Genomic DNA, 19,513 nt, shown 5'->3' with positions numbered 1-19,513 from the left:
GTCACCCCGACGTCCTGGCCGCCCAACGACGTGAACGAGCCCGCATCCGCAGCGAACGTCACCAGCGCTGGGGCCGACCACGAGCAGCCTGAACAACCCGGCGAACCTAAGTGGTCAACGCACTAGGTGAACCAACGGCCCGCCCCTGGCTCCGCACCGCCCGCCTTGTGGGCCCGGCCCGACGGACCGGAAGTCCGTCAGGGAGACTGGGGGCCAGTGCCCGCCCTCTCGACCTGGAGCCTTTGATGCCGCAAGGGACCGTCCGTTGGTTCGACGCCGAACGGGGTTTCGGCTTCCTCGCGCCCGAGGACGGCTCGCCGGACGTGTTCGTGCACGCCTCCGAGATCGTCGAGGACGGCGGCGCGAAAATGCTCCGCGAGGGTCAGGCCGTCGTGTTCGAGGTCGGCGAGAACGACCGCGGGCCCCAGGCGCTGCGCGTTCGCGTCACCGCCGATGCGGCCACCGGCAGCGCCGTGGGCCTGCTCGGCACCGTCACCTGGTACGAGCCGGGCAAGGGGTACGGCTTCGCGTCGCCGGACGGCGGCGGCGCCGACATCTTCGTGCACAGCTCCGCCATCGTGACCGGCGGCGTGGTCACCGAGGGGCAGCGGGTGGCCTTCCTGATCGTCGACGGCGAGCGCGGCCCGCAGGCCGGGCACGTGATCCCGCTGGGGGCAGGGGCAGGCTCACCCGCCGCGGCTGGTATCTCGGACGGTGCCGACGGCACGGTGGCCTGGTACGACGAGGACAAGGGCTTCGGCTTCATCAACCCCGACTCCGGCGCCGGGGACGTCTTCGTTCACGCCAAGGCCCTGGCCGAGGGGCTGACGTGGCTCGCGGAGGGCGACCGCGTCGCCTACGAGGTGGCTAGTGGAGACAAGGGCCCGCAGGCCCGCGACGTGCACCTGGTCCGGGGCGCCGAGCCCCGGACGGCGCCGCAGCGGTCGGCACCCGCCGCGGCCGCGGGGCCGGCCGCGCGGGGCGTGCCCGTACGAGGCGGCGAGGGCGTCGTCGCGCGCTACGACGGCGACCGCGGCTTCGGCTTCATCACCCCGGACGCAGGCGGCGCCGATCTCTTCGCCCACGTGTCCGTGATCATGGGGTCGGAGCCGCTGCAGAAGGGTGACCGGGTCCGGTACGCGGTGCGTCAGAGCGACCGGGGCCCGCAGGCCGACCGCATCGAACGCCTCTGACGAGGCGGCCCCACCGATGGCTGATCACTTCCCGACGAGAGTGCTCGTTCATCCCCGTCGATGGTGCCGTCGGCAACGCGGCTGCGGACGTTGATCACGGTGCAGGCCGGTGTGAGCAGCGCCGGCGTGGTGCGTTCGGTCCTGTCGTAGCGCAGCCCGAGGCGTGTGAACCGCAGCGGCCAGGAGATGGTGGGTTCGACGACCCAGCGGACCCGGTCGAGGCGGGACTCGCCCTCAATCCCGCGCCGGGCGATACGGACCTTGATACCGCGGCGGGTCAGGTGGCGGCGGCAGCGGCGGTAGTCGTAGCCCTTGTCGGCGTGCGGCTTGTCCGGTCGGCATCGTGGCCGGCCCGGCAGGCCGTGGTGGCCGCGCACGGTCGGGTTCGTGTCCAGCAGCGGCTCGAACAGCATGCTGTCGTGGGTGTTTGCCGCCGACAACACGCTGTGCGGCGGTAGCCCGTTCGCGTCGCGCAGAACGTGGTGCTTGGAGCCGGTTTACCCCGGTCAGCGGGGCTGCGGCCGGTCAGCTCTCCCCCCTTGTCGACCGCACCGACACCGCGTCGACGCAGCCCCTGGTCCAGTCGAGCTCGTCGATGTTGGACAGCTCGTCGAGCACGGGCTGGTGCGGCCGGTCCCACACGCCGGCGTCCTGCCACTCACGTAACCGCCGCCACGCGGTGTGCCCGGAACCGCGTCCGAGCTGCTCGGGTAGGTCTCGCCGGCGGCAGCCGGTGTCGAGCACGAACGAGATCCCCTCTGGCGCGGCACGGTCATCGATCCGGGGCCGCCCACCCGGACCGCGCGGTGCTGGTCGGGACGGGATCAGGGGTTCGATCAGCTCCCGGAGCCGGTCTTCGACCCGCCGCTGCTGCGTCGTCTTCGCCATGACCGCCCACGATCGACGACCAGGACCGGCAGGTTGCGCAGTGACACACCCTGGAGTTTTGAGACCAGGTCTAATGCGGGGGGCGTCGAAGGGTGGTGTCTTCCTTCCGTGTTCCGGCCGCACCCGGTGCCGGGTCCACGCGTTCGAGCTTCGTCCAGCCGGTCCAGCCGCGCGTCCTCAGCAGCTCGATCAGTCGACGAGCCGGCGGGGCGGTGTCGAAGGCCAGTGTGTCCATCAGTTTGGCGAACGGTGGCTCGACCTCGGTGTCGCCGACATAGTCCTCGTCCTGCTCGTCGGCCATCCGCGTGATGTAGGTGGCCAGCTTGTCTGCCAGCTCGACCAGATCTGGATCGTCGTCGACTTGGTCCAGAGCCTGCCCCAGGGTGAGGTAGAAGTCGATGAGCGGTGGGTCGGCGATCTGCTCCCACTTGCGCGCCGCCCACTCCGGGACTCGCTCGGGTGAGTGCGCGGCCAGCAGGATCCAGCCGTCCCGTTCGACCTGGACGATCCGCTCGTCGACGCCGAGCGCCCGCAGCCGGTCGAGAACCTCGACCACCTCCGGGGGCAGCACCAGACTGTCCCCGGAGGCAAGGCGGGCGATCCGCTCGCGATGCCGCTGCCGCTGCCGGATCTCCGCCCGCAGCCGCTCGTCGATGTCGGTGACCGCCGCGGCGAACTCCTCCCCGTCGGCCTGGAGCAGCTCCCGCACCCTCGACAGCGGGACCCCGGCCTCGGCGAGGGTCCTGATCCTGATCAGCTCGACCACGGCACCGGCGTCGTACCTCCGGTAACCGGAGTGGTCCCGCTCGGGCTCCGGCAGCAGCCCCTTGGCGTGATAGTGCCGCACCGCGCGCACCGTCACCCCTGCGTACGACGCCAGCTCACCGATGGTCAGCATCGGTCCAGTGTCCTCAACCCTGGAGCTGGTCAGGATGCCGCCTGGCCGGCTGGCCTCCGTGTATCGCGAATCAGCCGGGCGATCTCCGGAGCGTGGGTGACGACGAGCCGGTGGTCGGCGTCGAGCCACGACGTGGAGACGTGCGGCCGTTCGCGGACGAGCCGCTCGATGCCGGCCCGCCAGTTCTGGTTGCGCCACTGCGCACGCCCTTCACCGCTGTTCCCGGCCATCGAGGTGGACATGATCATGCGTATCGGACGGTCGATCTTCCGGTACCGGTCGAGGATGCCGGAGCGCACCACTTCGATCTCGAGGTTCAGGTCGAGGAAGTCCTGAGGGGTCAGCAGCACCTGACGCGCGGTGCCCTCGGCCCGCTCGAACTCGTGCCGCAATCCCTCGGCCATCGCGCGAAACTCCGGCAGGTCGGCCTCGGTGATGAACGGTTCGGGCACCGGGTTCGCGCCGTCGATGAGGACGAGCTCGGCCACGGCGTCCGGATGCTCGGCGGCGTGGTGCACGGCCAGGTCCGCGCCCAGCGAGTGTCCCACAAGCACGGGCGCCGACGGCAGACCGCGGTTTCCCCACTCCGTCATCACGGCGTCGAAATCGCTGAGGAACGCCTCGAAGGTGTACCGGTCGGCGGGCGAGGAGAGGCCATGGCCCCTGAGGTCGAAGGTCACCACGTCGTAGTCGCGGCGTAGCAGCTCGATCAGCTCGTGCAGGTCGGCCTGTGTCGTGAGGAGCCCGGGACACAGGACCAGCAACTGTCCCCGGCCACCGCGAGAGACCCGGATCGTGACGCCGTTGTGGTGGACTTTGAAGTGACTGGCTTTCGTGGTCATGGCAACCATGCTGAGGGGTTGACCCTGCGTCAGGGTCAACCGGCGGGCAACAGGACCTCCGCGCACCTGCGGCCGCCGACCTCTGCCTCGGTGTGTGATCACGGCGCGGTGGGCTGTCGCGGTCGGTACGTGGTCATGTCGGTGACACCGCCGCGGGCGGCAAGTTCGTTGACGGGTCGGGTGTTCTCGACGGTGAGCCGCCGGATGTGTTCCTCGTAGAGCTCCACGTGCAGGCGCAGTTGTTCGTTCTCCTGCCGGAGCTTGGTGATCCGCTCGCGCAAGGCCTGCGCTGGTGTTGGTGTAGAGGGTGGTGCGGTAGTTCGGGTGGTGATCGCAGCACGGAACCGTTCGACGAGGGCTGGGTGATTGCGGTAGGGCGTGGGCCGTGTGGTGCCGGCCGTTTCGGCCCGCGCCCTGACGCTGGGTCGAGTGGTTCCGGCGTGTGCTTCGGCGATCAGCGTGTCGGCGATCGCTTGGAGCTGGGCTTCGGTGGGTTCCAGGAGTCGACTGATCTGTGTTCGCCGCTGCTGCAACCGGTCACGCACGTGGGGTGCGAGCGCGTCCCCGGTGGTGAGCGTGCTGTCCACTGTGGTCAGATCTTCCTGCCAGCGTCGCGGTCGTCGGTGGTGAGCGCGACGTTGCGACAGGCCAGTGGCTGGCAGTCGTCGAGCGAGGGGCCTTGGCGGGTGCCGTTGTGGCACAGGGCCCTGTTGGGTACTCACGCAGTCGGGTGCGGACTTCTGCGGCGGCCGGGCCGGCAAGGCGTTCGTGTTCGTGGCGGTCGACCGTCATGGCGAGGTCTTCGCCGCGAGCCAGGGCTTGTTCGGCTTCGACTTCGGCGCGGAACCCCGCGTTCGAGGTGCCGGCACAACCTTCGAACACCTGCACGCTGGACCCACATCGTCGAACAAGCCGGGTGGCCCGACGCCGAGGGCGAGCACGCCCTGGTCCGCGACTGCACTACGGCCAGGAGCGACCGTCACGCGGACTGCGGGTCGGACACCGCACCGTCGCCCACCAGATCGACTGGCTGCTGCGCCGCACCACCAAGTGGGGCTTCACCGTCCCCGCCTCCCGCACCGACACCGCAGCCCCTGGCATCACCGGCGCCGCTGGCGATTCCGCCCCGCACGAGGTGCGCGTTGCGGACACCACCGGCTACCGCGTTCAAAAGAAAGGCATGCGGCACCCCGTCACGATGCGCGCGGTCTCCTTCGAAGGACGCCTCACCATCACCGACCCGGAACTGCTCCGCACCGCGATGCTCACCGGCATCGGCCCCGACGAAGCCTACGGATGCGGACTGCTCTCCATAGGTTTTCAGGACTTGCCGTGCGTGGCCCTCAGCCATGATCAGGATGTGGTTGAGGAGTTCGCGTCGGATGGTGCGGATGACTCGTTCGCAGTGGGCGTTCATCCGGGGGCCCATGGCGCGCTTTTGAGCACGCGCAGGTCGTCGGCTTGGAAGACAGGGTCGAACGCGTGGCCGTCCTTGCCGTCGCGGTCGCGGAGCAGGAATCGCAGGGACCCGATGTGGGTGCCGAGGTCGGTGGCGAGGTGTCTGGCTTGCTGGGCTGTCCATGCCTGGGTCGGGTGGGTGGTGACGCCGGTGATGTGCAGGCGTCGGGTGTGGTGTTCGAGAAGGGCCGGGGCGTGGAGGCGTGTGCCGAGCACGGTGTCGAGGTGCAGGAAGTCCGCGGCGATGATGCTCTCGGCTTGGGCGGTGAGGAATTCTCGCCAGGTCGGGCCGGTTGTCTCTGGCAAGCCGCAGCACGAGTGTCTTGACCGGTGCTCGTGTCGGTGGACGTCGGGTGCGTCGATGTGCGGTGTGGTCCCGCTTGCGGGCGATGAGCCTGCGGTGCCAGGCGAGCAGGGTGCTCGGCATGACTGGGAAGACCTCCCGCCAACGGCGTCGATCCACCAACCCGGACGAGGCGGCGAACCAGAACCGGTCCGCGGGTTCGTAGCGGATCGGACCCGTCAGCCGCCGTCGGGGTATCGCGTTCTCGTGCCGCAGCACGAGAAACTCGGCATCCTTGGCCGTCTCGGTGCTCAGCACCACCGACGGGACGGACAGCAGCTTCCTGGTCACCTTGTACAGCAGGGGGCACGATCAGGCCGTGCTCCCAGCACGGTGACACCGCCTGGCTCCACCAGCGGCGACCACTTTTCGAGCGGTACAGGCCGTTGGCATCAGGCATGCGGGTTGTGGTGATCCCGTACTCCGGTCACCGCCACTGCGTCGCCGGCCCGGCCTTCTCGCCATTGACCCACGCGCTGGCACTCAAGCCCTCCGCCTCCTGATCAGCGTGGTAGATGACCGGCAGGCAAGACTGCTGACGATCGTTGAGCCGTGCCCACCACGCGGCCCGCTGTTCGGCTTTGGTGGCCCGCTGCACCGCGGTGGCCATCGCTGGCTCCCCTCTCTGTCGTGCGGCGGTCGTGGGGGGTGCGGCCATCGATCTGCCTGGGGGTCGGCGGCGTACGGGACGCCGTCACGGCGGCGGCATCGGCATCGTCGAGGAACGCGTCCACGTCGTCCTGCCGCATACGCGTCCGCAGGCCGATTCGCCACCAGTTGGCCGGCGCCCTTATGGGCGCGATAGACATCGTGAATGAATGAACTTCGATTGGCCGCTTTCAGGTCGGTCGGCGAATGATAAAAGCCGGCGACCCGCCGACTGCCGGTCCATTTCCGGCACTGTCGCAGCGGTGGGGTCCGCGCGACTGACCTCGGGTGTTCTGGCTCAGCGCCGGACGGGTGCCCGCGTCGATCGGGGTCGCCGAAATCGACTTCCGTCGCCCTCTGTCACGTGGTTGGCGAGCCCTGCCTCAGTTGTACGCCAACTGGCTGACGTATTAACGGGAGATGTCCATTCATCATCGACAGGGTTCCACGCCGTGTATACGGTGGCCCTTGATAAGGCCCGACCGCCTGGGGGACGGCCCGTGTTCACGAATGGTTGGTCATGGGGGATTCCGCTGTGCGGTCGGCGACCGCGGTCGAACTGAGCGGCCTGTACGCCGCCTTGGCGCGGGAGGACCCGTCGTTCGACGCGGGTCTGCCCGCTGTCGTACTCGTCGGGACGCCTGCCGACGCGCTTGTGCGCAAACGGTTGCAGCACTTCGGGTTCAGCGTCCACACGCAGGATGGGCAGGCGCCCGGCGCCTACGTCCTCGGGGGCTCGCTGCACGGGACGTGCCTGACCGGCTCCGACTTCGTCGACGTGCTGGAGCGGGCCCGGCTGCGGGACTTCGCGGCCGACGTGGTGGACCAGCCGCGGTTCACCACCCTGCACAAGCCCGGTTCCGACTCGCGCGGGGTCGTCCAGTTCCACCTCGACGGCCGCGAGGTCGTGGCGAAGATCGGTGAGGCGGAGGCGATCGCGGGCGAGGTCGGGTTCGCCCGCGAGGTGAACGACCTGCTCGCCCGCGAGGGCAGGCGCGCGCTCTTCCCCGTGGTGCACGGACTCCGCGTCGAAGGTGGCCAGGCCGTCAGCCTCATGGAGGCGGGCGAGCCGATGCCCATCGCGCTCCTGTTCGCCGACGACGGGCGCACCACGCTCGCCGACGACGCCCTCGGTCGCCTGGAAGCGCACCTCGACCAGGTCTCTGCCTGGTACCGGCTCACCGTCGCGGACCGGCGGCCTACCGTCGCCGACTACCTCTACCGCGAGCGCTACCACGCGCTGCCCGTGGAACCCGCGTTCGTCTCCACGTTCCGCGCCCTGTTCGGGAACGCGGAACTGGACGACGTGCTCGACGCGCGGGTGCTCCTGCCCGGCGGTGTGGACCTGCCGTCCTACCGGGAGTCGGTGCGCGGGCTGGACGACATCGTGCCCGGCCTGCTGCCCGACCACGGCAGCGCGGTGCACGGCGACATCTACGCCGCGAACATGCTCCTGCGCGCCGACGGCAGCGCGGTGCTCATCGACCCCCGCACCGTGTGGGAGGGCCGGGACCGCCCGGACGTCGGGTACGGCGACCCGGTGTTCGACTTCTCCACGCTGCTGCACGGCGTGTTCCCGATGGCGGCGATCCTGCGGGCGGTCGAGACCGACACGACCGGCGACCTGTTCGGCGACCCGGTGCGGCCTGCGGCGGACGTGCTCGACCTGTCCTCGCTGCGCTTGCCCGTCGAGTTCCCGGATGCCGTGGAGAAGCTGAAAGCCGTGATGCTGCAAGGGCTGCCGCGTCCCGACGGGCACGCGCGCACCCGGCTGCTCATCGGCGCGGCCACGTCGCTCCTCGGGTGGCTCAAGTACGAGCGGTCACTGCGGACGCCGGAAGCCTGGCTGGCCACCTTCGGCTACGTCGCCTGGTACCTCGACCAGGCCAGGAAGTCGTGGGACGACAACGGGAGACAAGAGCTGTGACGGCACTGGACTACGACGACCTGGCCACCGAGTACGCCAAGCACCGGCGTCCCTACCCCGGCCTGGTCGAGCACATCGTCGAACGCGCGGGCGTGACGGCGGACTCCACCGTCGTGGAGGTGGGCTGCGGTACCGCGAACCACCTCGCCGCGGTGCGTCGCACCACGGGCGCGCGGTGCATCGGCGTGGAACCGTCGGCCGAGATGCGCAAGCAGGCCGCCGAGCACCCGGAGGAACTGGACCTGCGGGCGGGTCTCGCCGAGGAGCTGGACTTCCCGGCGAACAGCTTCGACCTGGTCATGTCGGTCGACATGATCCACTACGTGCGGGAGCCGCTTCGCTACTTCGAACGCGCGTTCCAGGCACTGAAGCCGGGTGGCCACTTCGTCACGGTCACCGACTCCGACTGGGCCATCCGCAACCGGATCCCGATGGCGAAGTACTTCCCCGCCACCATCGAGGTGGAGTTCGCGCGCTACCAGCCCGTTCCGGCTCTCGCGGGAGACCTCGCGCGCGCCGGGTTCATCGACCTCTACGAGCGGATGATCGAGAGCACCTATCCGCTGCACGAGGCCACCAAGTTCGAGGACAAGTCCCACTCCTGCTTGCACCTCATCGACGACGAGGCGTTCGCGACGGGCATCGTGGCCCTGCGCGCCGACTTGGCGAAGGGACCCATCGAGGCGAACCAGCGGAGCCTCGCGCTGTGGGGGCGGCGGCCGCTGTGATCGACCGGTACGCCCTCCCCGAGATGAAGGGGCTCTGGACCCCCGAGCGGAAGTACGCCTCGTGGGTCGAGGTCGAGGTCCTCGCGAGTGAGGCGCAGGTGCGGCTCGGCGTCGTGCCCGCCGAGGCGTTGCCCGCGATCCGCGCGGGCGAGGTGCCGGCGCCCGCTCGCGTCGAGGAGTTCGAACGCACCCGCGACCACGAGATCCTCGCGTTCCTGGCCGCGTACACCGAGACGATCGCCGACGGCCACGGCCGGTGGGTGCACCACGGCATGACCAGCTACGACCTCGTGGACACCGCGCTGGGCCGCACCCTGGCCGCCTCGTGCGACCTGGTGCTGGCCGAGGCCGTCCGGCTGCGGGCGGTGCTGGTCGGGCGGTCGAAGGAGCACTGGGACACGGTGTGCGTGGCCCGCACGCACGGCATCCACGCCGAGCCCACCACGTTCGGCCAGAAGTTGGCGTTGCACGCCTTCGCCGTCGACCGGAGCATCACCCGGCTGCGCGCCGCCCGCGCGGCGGTCGCCGTCGGCACGATCTCCGGCGCGGTCGGCACGTACTCCAGCATCGACCCGGCGGTCGAGCGGCACGTGTGCGACCGGCTCGGGTTGGGCGTGGAACCGGTGCCCAGCCAGGTCGTCGCCCGCGACCGGCACGCCGAGCTGATGTCGGCGCTGGCCCTGCTCGGCTCGGTCGTCGAGCAGATCGGCCTGGAACTCCGGCTGTTGCAGCGCACCGAGGTGCGCGAGGTCGAGGAACCGCGGACCAGCGAGTACCAGGGTTCCAGCGCCATGCCGCACAAGCGCAACCCGACGACGAGCGAGCGGATCAACGGTCTTGCCAGGCTGCTGCGTGCCTACGCCAACGCGGCCTACGAGAACGTGGCCCTGTGGCACGAACGCGACCTGGCGCACTCGTCGGTGGAGCGGGTGGCGTTCCCCGACGCGTTCACCATCGCGCACTACCAGGTGAGCAAGGCCGCGGACGTCATGGCGAACCTCACCGTCCACAGCGGACGGATGCGGGACAACCTCGAGGCCACTCACGGCCTGATCTACAGCTCCGAGGTGCTGCTGGACCTCGTCAACGCGGGCGAGGACCGGGACAGGGCCTACCGCGTGGTGCAGGCGGCCGCGCTGGAGTCGACCGAGACCGGGAAGCACCTCGCCGACACGCTGGCGGACCGGGGCGTCCCCACGACCGCCGCCCAGTTCCAGCCGGAACGGTTCCTCGGACGGCGGGACGTCCTTCGCGACAGAATGGAGAAGTTGCTAGATGTGGAAGTGTGAAGTCGTCCAGGGCGCCGACCTGGACGTGGCCGAGGTCGCTGCGCTCTACCACGCGTCGACCCTGGGGGAGCGCCGCCCGGTGCGGGACACCGAGCGCTTCCGGGACATGGTGCGCAACGCGAACCTCATCGTCGTGGCCCGTGTGGACGATCGACTCGTCGGTATCTCGCGGTGCGTCACCGACTGGTCGTACGCGACGTACCTGTCCGACCTGGCCGTGGACCAGGAGTTCCAGCACAAGGGGATTGGCCGCGACCTGATCGCGAAGACCAGGGAAGCCGCTCCCCGCGCCAAGATCGTGCTGCTGTCCGCGCCCGCCTCCGTGGAGTACTACCCCCACATCGGGTTCAAGCAGCACAACTCGGCCTGGGTGATGGATCCACTGACCCCATGACCACGAGCAGAGCGCCCCGGATCGGTGTCACCACGTACCAGGAGAACGCGTCCTGGCGTGGCTGGAACCGCAGTGCCTCCCTGGTGCCCAGGGACTTCCTCACCCCGCTGGCCGACGCGGGAGCGTTGCCGCTGATGGTGCCGCCCGACGGCGGACCGGCCGAGGCGGCGGACCTGGTCGCGTGGCTCGACGGGCTGCTGCTCGTCGGGGGTCCCGACGTGGACCCGGCCCGCTACGGCGCGGAGCGGGAGGAGCGCACCAGCGGCGTGGAGCCGAAGCGGGACGAGTGGGAGTTGGCGCTGCTCGCCGCCGCCATCGACGCCGGGCTGCCGGTGCTGGGCGTGTGCCGGGGCATGCAGCTGCTCAACGTGGTCCGGGGCGGCACCCTGCGCCAGGACATCGCCGCGACCGACCACCAGCCCGAGGGCAGCAGGTTCGGCACGGTGGCGGTGGACATGGTCGAGGACTTGCTGCCGGGCTCGGTGATCGGCCCGTCCACGACGGTCGCGTGCTACCACCACCAGGCGGTCGACGTGCTCGGGGCCGGTCTCGTGGCCACCGGGCGCAGCGCGGACGGCATGGTGGAGAGCCTCCAGCTCGTCGACCACGAGTTCGTGATCGGCGTGCAGTGGCACCCGGAGGTGGGCGGGGCGCAGTCGCTGTTCAAAGCCTTCGTGGTGGCGGCCGCCGGGCGGATCCCGTGCTGAGCGGCGTGCTGCCGCGCAGCCACCGCGGGCGGGTGCTGGCCGCAGGGGCGTTGCTCGACGCCGTCGCGACCGGCCTGTACCAGGCGGTGGCGACGCTGTACTTCGTCCAGCACGTGGGCATTCCCGCCGCGTCGGTCGGCCTCGCGCTCACGCTGGCCAACACGTGCGGCTTGCTCGTGCCGATGCCGATCGCCCGGCTCACCCGCCGGATCGGGGTGACCAAGGTCTACGTCGCGCTGCTGGTGCTGCGCGGCCTCGGCATGGCCGGCTACGTCCTGGTCGACGGCTACTGGCGCTACCTGCTGGTCACCGCGTTCTTCACCGCCGCGAGCCGAGCGGCGCTGCCGCTGCTGCAGGTGCTCGTGGGGCAGATGGAGGGCGAGGGTGACCGGACCCGCACGATGGCGTCGATGCGGACGGTGAACAACATCGGCCTCGCCACCGGCTTCTTCTTCGCCGCGGGTGTCCAGCTCTTCCACTCCCGCACGGCGTACCAGGTGCTGTTCGTGGTCGGTGGCATCGCTTTCGTCCTCGTTTCGTTCGTCACCGTCGCGGCGACGCGGGGGATCGAGGGGCGCGACGCCGCCGTGCCGGACAAGGCGAAGCGGCCCAAGACGGTCTATCGGGACGGCCGGTTCATGGTCGTCGCGGTCGCGAACGCGGCCCTGATGCTGCACGACAGCATGTTGTTCATCCTCATCCCGCTGTGGGTGGTGCAGCGAGCGGGCCTCTCGCCCACCGCCAGTTCGGTGCTGCTGATGCTCAACACCGCGATCACGGTGCTCATCCAGGTGCGCCTGGCCGCGTACGGCAAGGGTTTCGGCGGTGCGCTGCGGCTGCTCCGATGGTCGGTGGTGGCGCTGGGCATCGCCTCGCTGTTCCTCGGATCGGCGGGCGGCGGCGGGGACACCTGGGTGCTGATCGGCCTCCTCGCTGGGGCGGTCGTGCTCCTGACCGTGGGCGAGAACCTGCACTCGATCGCCGGGTGGGAGCTGTCGTTCCTGCTGTCGGCCCCCGAACAGCGCGCCCAGTACCTCAGCCTGTTCAGCCTCGGCTACACCGGCCAGCTCATCGTCGGCCCGGTGCTGATGACCTCCGTCGTGCTGCCCTGGGGCATGCCGGGTCTGTTGTTGATGATCCTCGTCTTCGTGCTCGCCGCGATTGCCACCTCGATCGCGGTGCGCGGTCACACGGCGGTCCGCGAAGCGGAAATGCGCGCGTGAGCACGCGGACCGGGTTCGTCTTGTCCCATCTGTCGCTCGTCAACGGACCGGCTTCCCCTGATCAATCCGGTGGATGCCAGCCACGGGAAGGGGAACTGTGGTCTCGCTCAAGTCCGAAGGATTCACCGAACTGGTCGCCGACGTCGCGCGAGTCGCGCGGTCGTCACGAGACGTCGCCGTGGTCACGAAGATCGCCCTGACCCTGGACGGCCGCCTCGGCGAGGACATCGGGTCCGCGGCGCTCACCGCCGCGGACCAGGTGCTGGTGGAGTTGCTGCGCTGTCCGGGGATCCACCTGAACACCGCCGCCCCCGACACCGACGACCGACTGTTCCTCACCCGCACCGGCAGGCTCGCCGTGCGGCTCGACGGGGCCGAGGGGCCCGACGACGCGTTCCCGCTCGGCGGGGTGAGGTGGGGCGACGTCGACCCCGCCCACGTGAAGGCGCGGGCGCGGGCCGAGCACGACCGGACCGCGCGGGCCGTCCTCGCGCTGCACGCTGAACTGGTCGCGGAGCCGGAGGCCGACGTCCACGCCCGGTTGGCGCGGATCGAGCACGCCGTGGTGCACATGGCTCCCGTGCTGATCTACGTCGACGAGCACGTCTACACCAACCTGACCAAGGCCGGCACGCTGCCGGGGAAGTCGCTGTCCGCGAGCCATCCCCGGTCGCTGCTCAACCGCCTGCGCGCGACCCCGGTCGCGGACTGGAACCCGGTGGACGCCTGCTTCGTGGCGTGCGCCGACGTCCTGCTGATGTCCGGGCCGCCGGTGCGCCTGGAGGAGTTCAACGGGACCCAACTCGACCCGGACACCCTGCGCAACTTCCTGGTCGAGCGCATCGGCACCTACGGAGGAGGGGCGCTGCCGGGGGGAACGAGCCTGCGGCAGCTGGAGGAACTCGCCGCCCGGTGCGCCGAGCTGCGCAAGCAGACCGTCGGCGGTGGCGAGTCGACGCCCTACCGCGTGATCAACGGGCTGAACCTGCACAAGTCCGAGCACCTGCTGCCGACCCCGGCGGTGCTCGGCGACGCGCCGGAGGCCGTCATGGGCCGATTAGCGGAACTCCTCGGGGTCGACTCGCCCGTCGACACCCGGATCGCCGACCTGGCCCCGCTGTTCGCCGACCTGGCCGGGCGACTCGTCGACGCGGCCGCGCCGGACGGGTTCACCACGGCGTTCGAAGCGGTCCTGCACGCGTTCGTGACCACCGCCGCCGAGGCGTTCGACGCCGACGTGGCGATGAGCAGGGGACCGGAGACCTTCGACCCGCTGCGCGTCGAGCACGAGGTGGACCCGCTCGGGCTGGGCACCGGGGACTTCTACTGCTGCGTCGCGCCCCGGCAGGCGTTCGTGGAGCGGTTCCGCGAATTCACGCCGGGCCTGACGCGGGCGCTGTCCGCCTACAGCGCCCGGATGCGGTTCAACACCTGGCACTACCTGCCCTCGACGCTGGGCATCGTGGAACGCGAGCCCGGTCGGGACGACTGGTTCTTCGCGCCGACCATGCCGGACGTGGCGTCATGGTCCGACCAGCACCACACCGGGCACGTGGCGTTCGGCGTCCGGTACGCCATCCGCGTGCCGTTCGGCATCGAGTACGACGGCCGCGCGATGCCTGGTCTCTACGACTTGCGGCTCATGCGCACGTCCCTGCCCGCGTTCACGGTGGCGGAGCTGCGCGGGGCCATCGCCACGGCCCTGCTGCTCAAGCAGCTGTACCAGGCGATGTCCGTGCACGACCCGAAGGTCGTGGACTTCGGCAAGAGTTGGTACGAGAGGTTCCATGGCTGACCTGCGCTACGCGGGCGCGGCCCAACTGCGCGCCCACTACTCGAACAGGGAAGTGTCCCCGACCGAGCACGTCCGCTCGACGCTCGACCTGCTGGAGCGAGCACAATCGGAGCTGCACGCGTTCACCACCGTCACCGCGGACCTGGCCTTGGCGCAGGCCGCCGAGGCGGAGCGGCTGATCCTCGCGCACGGCCAGGAGGCCTGGCACGGCCGTCCGCTGCTGGGCGTCCCGGTGTCGGTCAAGGACCTGACGCCGACCGCGGGGGTGCGCACGACCCGCGGGTCGCTGCTGTGCGCCGACTGGGTGCCGGACCGGGACGCGCCCGCCGTGGCGCGGCTCCGCGCCGCGGGTGCGGCGCTGCTCGGCAAGACGACCACCTCGGAGTTCGGCTGGAGCGCGGGAACCGTCAACCGGGTCACCGGGTCCGTGGCGAACCCGTGGGACCGCACCCGCAGCGCGGGAGGGTCCAGTGGCGGCGCCGCGGCAGCCACGGCGGCCGGGATCGGCGTCGCGGCACTGGGCACCGACGGCGCGGGCTCGATCCGGATTCCCGCGGCGTTCTGCGGGGTGGTCGGCTACAAGCCGACGTTCGGCCACGTGCCCTACGTGCCGCTGAGCCCCGAGGGCTTGTCGCACCTCGGCCCGCTGGCCCGTGACGTGGCCACCGCGCGGCTGGTCGCCGAGGTGATCGCCGGACCGCACCCGGACGACCCGCTGTCGGTGGTCCGCCCGCCCCGGCGTCCCGCGCCGGACCGCGTGCGGGTCGCGTGGCTGCGCTGGCCCGGCGAAACCGGCGGGTCCGCCGAGGTGGAGTCGATCGCGAGGGACGCGGCGGCCGAACTCGGCGACGTCGTCGAGGTCGACCTGCCGTTCACCGACCCGTACCCGCACCTGGTGACCATCCTCGCCGCGTTCGACGCGGGCCAGCGGCCCGAGGACGACGCGCTGTCCGACCCGTTCCGGCTACGCGTGGTCGAGCACGGGCGGCGCCTGGGGGCCGCCGACCTCGCGCACGCGCTGACCGAGCGGCAGCGGCTCGTCCAGCACGTCGACGCGCTGATGGAGCGCTTCGACGTGCTCGCCTCGCCCACCGCGTGGATCGAGCCGTTCGCGGTCGACCGGTGGCGGCCCGACACCGGCGCCGACCTCGACTGGCTGGCGTGGTGCCGCGCCGCGTACCCGTTCAACCTCACCGGCCAGCCCGCGGTCTCCGTCCCGGCGGGCTTCACCGCGGCCGGACTCCCCGTCGGGCTGCACCTCGCGGGCAGGCGACACGAGGACGACCTCGTGCTGGACCTCGCCGAACGGATCGAGAACGCCCGCCCGTGGCACCAGCAGTACCTTGGAGAGGATCAATGGTGAACAGCGACAGCTACCTCGCGCAAGCGGCGGGGCAGACGGACTTCGTCGCCCGGCACGGGTTGTGGGACGACGAGAAGCACGCCGCGGCCGCCGCGCTGGAGGCGCAGCTGGACTCGGTGGACTTCGTGCGGGTCGTGTACGGCGACCCGCACGGCGTCGCGCGCTCCAAGACCGTGAGCACGGAGGTGTTCCGCACCATCCTGCGCAACGGCATGGACTTCAGCCCCGGCCCGTTCGTCTTCGACACCGGGCACGCGGTCGCCGTCGACTTCTTCGCCGAGGGCGGCGGAATCGGCATCCCGGAGCTGACCGGGGCGGGCGACTTCATCGTGGTGCCGGACCCGCGCACCTTCCGCGTCCTGCCGCACACCGGCCGCCCCACGGGATGGGTGATCGGCGACGAACACCTCCGCGACGGATCGCCGCACCCGCTGTCGAGCCGGGCCGTGCTCAAGCGCCAGTGCGAGCTGCTCGCCGCCCGCGGCATGAGCTACGTGGTCGGGTTGGAGGTCGAGTGGTACCTCACCCGACTGACCACGCAGCCACTCCCGCCGCCCGGAGGGTTCGGCGTCCAGGGCGCGCCGCCCGCGGTGGAGCACGTCAACGGCGGCTACCAGTTCAACTCCGACTCGCTGCTCGACGCCGTCATGCCGGTGATCGACCCCGTGCTCGACGCCCTGCTGGCGCTGGGCCTGCCACTGCGGACCGTCGAGCACGAGTCGGGACCGGGGCAGCTGGAGTTCACCTTCAGCCCGATGGACGGCCTCGACGCCGCCGACGCGATGCTGCTGTTCCGCACCATCACCAAGCAGGTGCTGGCCCGCAACGGCTACCACGCGTCGTTCATGGCGCTGCCCGGCCTGCCGGGGTTCGACCCCAGCGGCTGGCACCTGCACCAGTCGCTCGCCGACCGCGAGACCGGCCGCAACCTGTTCGTCGCCGAGCCCGGCGCGGACGTGCTGTCGGAGCTCGGGATGTCCTACCTCGGCGGGCTGCTGGAGCACGCCTCCGCGGCGAGCCTGCTGTGCGTGCCGACGATCAACGGCTACCGCCGCATGCGGACCGGGTTCAGCCTGTCACCCGACCGGATCGTCTGGTCGACCGAGAACCGGGGGGCGTTCCTCCGGGTGCTGGGGGCGAACGGCGACCCCGGCAGCCACGTGGAGAACCGCACCGGCGAGCCGTCGGCCAACCCGTACCTGTACCTGGCGAGCCAGCTCAGCGCGGGGATGGACGGCGTGGACCAGCAGCTCAAACCGGGGCTGCCCGCGGGTGACCCGCACGGCACGACGTCGCTGCCACTGCCCACGACGCTCGTCGAGGCGCTGGAGGGCTTCACGGCGAGTGATCATTACCGCGTTACGCTGGGCGGGGCCCTGCACGAGGCGTTGCGGCTGATGAAGGTCAGCGAGCAGGCCAGGTACGACGAGTGGCGCACCGGAGGCGGTGCGGTACGGGACGACGAGGTCACCGAATGGGAGCACAGTGAGTACTTCGCCACTTACTAGCGGCGCTTATCGGCGTCGGGTGGTGCGCAGCGTCGACGACCTGAGCCCCGGCACGGCCGCCGTGGTCAAGGCCGCGGGCGCGAACATGAACTACAGCACCGAGTTCATGCGCGCTTACGAGCGCTACCCGATCCAGGCCGTGCACGGTTGCTACTACGTCGAGCTGCTCGACGGCGACGGCGAGGTGGTGGCGTTCGCGCCGTGCTTCGTGCAGGGCGACCCGCTCGGCGCGTTGGGCCTGGGCCCCGGCGAACACGCGCTGCTGAGCCAGGTCTGGCACTGCTCGGACACCCGGCTGGTCGCCGCCCTGGCGTCCCCGGAGATCGCCACCGAGCTGCTGGCCGCGATGCGCGAGGTGGCGGCGTCGCTGAACCTGACGCGGACCGGGTTCATCAACGTCGCCGACGGCTCACCCAGCGCCCGCGCGCTGGAAACCGCGGGTGTGAAGGGTGTCCACCTGGACACCCGGTACTGGCTCGACCTCGCCAAGTACGGCAGCGAGGAGAACGTCATCGCCTCGATCAAGCCCACCAACCGCCGCGAGTACCAGCGGCACTGGCGGCGGGCGACCGAGGCGGGCGTGCGGATCACCACCCGCCACGCGGGCCCCGATGAACAGGTGTCGAAGCTGAACCTGCTGCTCACGACGATGGACCGGGTCGGCTCGCCCGGCTACTACGACGCGGACAAGCTCGTGAAGTTCCTCGCCGAGACCCCCAGCGCCTGGATCATCGAGATCGCCTTGGACGAGAAGCTGCTGGGCTTCGCGATCCTGTTCGTGGACGACACCCGGCTGCACGCGTGGGCGCTGGGGTACGACCGCGAGGTGAAGCTGACGTTCAGCCCGTACTACCTGATGTGGGGTTCCTTCATGCGGCTCGGCTACGAGCTCGGGTTGCCGACCCTGGAGGCGGGGCGGCGCAACGGCGAGTTCAAGATGCGCCACGGCCTCGTGCCGCAGGACCTCAGCGCGTACGTGGTGGACGTGTGATGGAACTCCTGGTCACCCCCGGCCTGCCCGACGACTGGGACGCCGTGGCCGGTGACGGCCCGGCGGCGGGCCGCGGCCGCTGGGTGCGGTTCGGCCAGTCCTGGTACCCCGGCCCGTACCGGACCTTCGCGCTGCGCGATGACGACGGCGCCTGCCTGGTCGCCATGGGCGGCACGGTCCTGCCCGAACCGGCGGCGGTGCCGCGACGCGACGCGTACCACATCCTCACCGGCCGCACGGCCCACCTGGGCCTGTTCGCCGACGGCGACCACCCCTGGCCCGCGGACCTCGACCCGGCCGACGTCCACCCGTGCCTGGTGCTGATGTACCCGAACTACGCCACCTACCAGGCCGGGCCCGGTGCCGACGACCCCGAGGTGCTGCGCCGGTTCGTGGCAAAACTCGTGGCATGGGCCAAGACCGAGGGCATCGTCTCGATCGCCCTGCTGTACCTCACGCCCCGCGCCCAACCGCTGATGGACGAGCTGGCCAAGGCCGGTTTCGGCGTGCACCGCAAGGGCGACCGCTGCGACATGGCGGTCACCTGGACGGACTTCGACGGCTACCTGCGCGCGTTGCCGAAGAAGTACCGCGACGAGGCCAAGCGCGAGATCAACCGGATGAACGAGCGCGGCCTCGTCCGCGCCCACCGCCCCATGGCCGCCGACGAGCCCGAACTGCTCGACCTGAGGTGCCGCCTCATCGAGAAGTACGACGGGAAGGTCAACCGGGCCGACCAGGAGGCCATCTTCGACGGTATCCGCGAGCACGTCGCACCGGAAGACATCACGGTGTTCACCGTGTCCGACGGCGACAAGCTGCTCAGCTTCAGCCTGTTCATCCAGGACGGTCCGGAGTGGACAGTCATGCTGATCGGCTCGGACTACCGGGAACCGGACGCCTCCTACGGCTACTTCTCCTGCATGTTCTACCAACCCATCGAACTCGCGCCCGCACGCGGTGTCGAACTCCTGGCCTACGGCTACGGCACGTTGGACGCCAAGCGCCGTCGGGGGTGCCGGCTCTCGCCGTACTACACCGCCGACTTCCGCTTCTGACCGGTCGACGGTGGGGACAGGCGTTGGCACCTGCCCCCACCGTCGAAACCGGTTCAGCATCAACCGGGCCGCAGGCCGGACGAAGGCCGGGCTTGGGCCTCGCGGTGGAAGACGTCGTCCGGGCCCAGGCGCGGGCCTCAAGCCGGTTGTCCGGCACCGTGCTGGCCGAAGACCACGTCCGTGCTGGTCAGGCGGCTTGGTGGTACTCGTTGAGGATGCCGCCCAGTCGTTGTCGGCGGCGGACGTCCAAGTCGCTGGTC

At 70.6% G+C, this 19,513-nt stretch carries 17 protein-coding genes and 2 pseudogenes; 13 read left to right on the top strand and 6 right to left on the bottom strand.

The features are described 5' to 3' along the window. Window positions 1-245: 245 nt before the first annotated feature. A complete protein-coding gene (locus AC156L_RS30555) occupies window positions 246-1,193 on the top strand; it encodes a cold-shock protein (RefSeq protein WP_484407504.1) in 948 nt (315 codons plus the stop codon). 92 nt (window positions 1,194-1,285) lie between these two features. Here AC156L_RS30555 and AC156L_RS30550 read toward each other — a convergent pair. From AC156L_RS30550 to AC156L_RS30535, 4 genes and pseudogenes are all read right to left on the bottom strand, one after another. Beyond that, window positions 1,286-2,081, bottom strand: a pseudogene (locus tag AC156L_RS30550) (IS5 family transposase); the annotation flags it as partial. A gap of 70 nt (window positions 2,082-2,151) precedes the next feature. Further along, complete coding sequence (locus AC156L_RS30545; RefSeq protein ID WP_484407503.1) at window positions 2,152-2,979, bottom strand: MerR family transcriptional regulator; 828 nt, start codon at window positions 2,977-2,979, stop codon at window positions 2,152-2,154. A 29-nt stretch (window positions 2,980-3,008) separates the two neighbouring features. Continuing rightward, a complete protein-coding gene (locus AC156L_RS30540) occupies window positions 3,009-3,821 on the bottom strand; it encodes an alpha/beta fold hydrolase (protein ID WP_330875075.1) in 813 nt (270 codons plus the stop codon). A gap of 98 nt (window positions 3,822-3,919) precedes the next feature. Further along, complete coding sequence (locus AC156L_RS30535; protein WP_330875076.1) at window positions 3,920-4,408, bottom strand: hypothetical protein; 489 nt, start codon at window positions 4,406-4,408, stop codon at window positions 3,920-3,922. 203 nt (window positions 4,409-4,611) lie between these two features. On the opposite strand from AC156L_RS30535, the pseudogene AC156L_RS30530 reads away from it, so the two are divergent. Then, window positions 4,612-5,076: pseudogene (locus tag AC156L_RS30530) on the top strand (type I-E CRISPR-associated protein Cas6/Cse3/CasE); the annotation flags it as partial. 158 nt (window positions 5,077-5,234) lie between these two features. On the opposite strand, the gene AC156L_RS30525 reads toward AC156L_RS30530, so the two are convergent. Together AC156L_RS30525 and AC156L_RS30520 are read right to left on the bottom strand one after the other, a co-directional pair. Continuing rightward, window positions 5,235-5,585: a hypothetical protein gene (locus tag AC156L_RS30525; protein ID WP_484407505.1), complete on the bottom strand. Its 351-nt coding sequence runs from the start codon at window positions 5,583-5,585 to the stop codon at window positions 5,235-5,237. A 464-nt stretch (window positions 5,586-6,049) separates the two neighbouring features. Next, window positions 6,050-6,232: a hypothetical protein gene (locus AC156L_RS30520; protein ID WP_330875079.1), complete on the bottom strand. Its 183-nt coding sequence runs from the start codon at window positions 6,230-6,232 to the stop codon at window positions 6,050-6,052. Window positions 6,233-6,790: 558 nt separating this feature from the next. On the opposite strand from AC156L_RS30520, the gene AC156L_RS30515 reads away from it, so the two are divergent. From AC156L_RS30515 to AC156L_RS30465, 11 genes are all read left to right on the top strand, one after another. Beyond that, complete coding sequence (locus AC156L_RS30515; RefSeq protein WP_330875080.1) at window positions 6,791-8,197, top strand: aminoglycoside phosphotransferase family protein; 1,407 nt, start codon at window positions 6,791-6,793, stop codon at window positions 8,195-8,197. Next, window positions 8,194-8,925, top strand: a complete 732-nt coding sequence (locus AC156L_RS30510) for a class I SAM-dependent methyltransferase (RefSeq protein WP_330875081.1) — start codon at window positions 8,194-8,196, stop codon at window positions 8,923-8,925. The genes AC156L_RS30515 and AC156L_RS30510 overlap by 4 nt, the downstream gene beginning before the upstream one ends. Then, window positions 8,904-10,214 (top strand): adenylosuccinate lyase, encoded by a 1,311-nt coding sequence (gene purB, locus AC156L_RS30505; protein ID WP_484407501.1) that lies wholly within the window; start codon window positions 8,904-8,906, stop codon window positions 10,212-10,214. Before AC156L_RS30510 ends, purB begins: the two co-directional genes overlap by 22 nt. Continuing rightward, on the top strand, window positions 10,201-10,608 hold the full coding sequence (locus AC156L_RS30500) for a GNAT family N-acetyltransferase (protein ID WP_330875083.1): 408 nt from the start codon (window positions 10,201-10,203) through the stop codon (window positions 10,606-10,608). The genes purB and AC156L_RS30500 overlap by 14 nt, the downstream gene beginning before the upstream one ends. Next, the gene (locus AC156L_RS30495; RefSeq protein WP_330875084.1) at window positions 10,605-11,315 is read left to right on the top strand and encodes a gamma-glutamyl-gamma-aminobutyrate hydrolase family protein; all 711 of its coding nucleotides are present in this window, start codon (window positions 10,605-10,607) and stop codon (window positions 11,313-11,315) included. The genes AC156L_RS30500 and AC156L_RS30495 overlap by 4 nt, the downstream gene beginning before the upstream one ends. Further along, window positions 11,309-12,538, top strand: a complete 1,230-nt coding sequence (locus tag AC156L_RS30490; protein WP_330875085.1) for an MFS transporter — start codon at window positions 11,309-11,311, stop codon at window positions 12,536-12,538. Before AC156L_RS30495 ends, AC156L_RS30490 begins: the two co-directional genes overlap by 7 nt. 73 nt (window positions 12,539-12,611) lie before the next feature. Further along, window positions 12,612-14,333, top strand: a complete 1,722-nt coding sequence (locus AC156L_RS30485) for a hypothetical protein (protein WP_330875086.1) — start codon at window positions 12,612-12,614, stop codon at window positions 14,331-14,333. Then, the gene (locus tag AC156L_RS30480) at window positions 14,326-15,696 is read left to right on the top strand and encodes an amidase (RefSeq protein WP_330875087.1); all 1,371 of its coding nucleotides are present in this window, start codon (window positions 14,326-14,328) and stop codon (window positions 15,694-15,696) included. Before AC156L_RS30485 ends, AC156L_RS30480 begins: the two co-directional genes overlap by 8 nt. Then, a complete protein-coding gene (locus tag AC156L_RS30475; RefSeq protein WP_330875088.1) occupies window positions 15,693-17,204 on the top strand; it encodes a glutamine synthetase family protein in 1,512 nt (503 codons plus the stop codon). The genes AC156L_RS30480 and AC156L_RS30475 overlap by 4 nt, the downstream gene beginning before the upstream one ends. Before the next feature lie 22 nt (window positions 17,205-17,226). Continuing rightward, entirely contained in the window at window positions 17,227-18,195 is a 969-nt protein-coding gene (locus tag AC156L_RS30470; protein ID WP_484407499.1) for a GNAT family N-acetyltransferase, read from the top strand. Further along, on the top strand, window positions 18,195-19,253 hold the full coding sequence (locus tag AC156L_RS30465; RefSeq protein WP_330875090.1) for a GNAT family N-acetyltransferase: 1,059 nt from the start codon (window positions 18,195-18,197) through the stop codon (window positions 19,251-19,253). The genes AC156L_RS30470 and AC156L_RS30465 overlap by 1 nt, the downstream gene beginning before the upstream one ends. Window positions 19,254-19,513: the final 260 nt, after the last annotated feature.

The sequence above is a fragment of the Umezawaea sp. genome, assembly GCF_057122925.1.
This window is presented reverse-complemented; position numbering and strand designations above follow the sequence as displayed.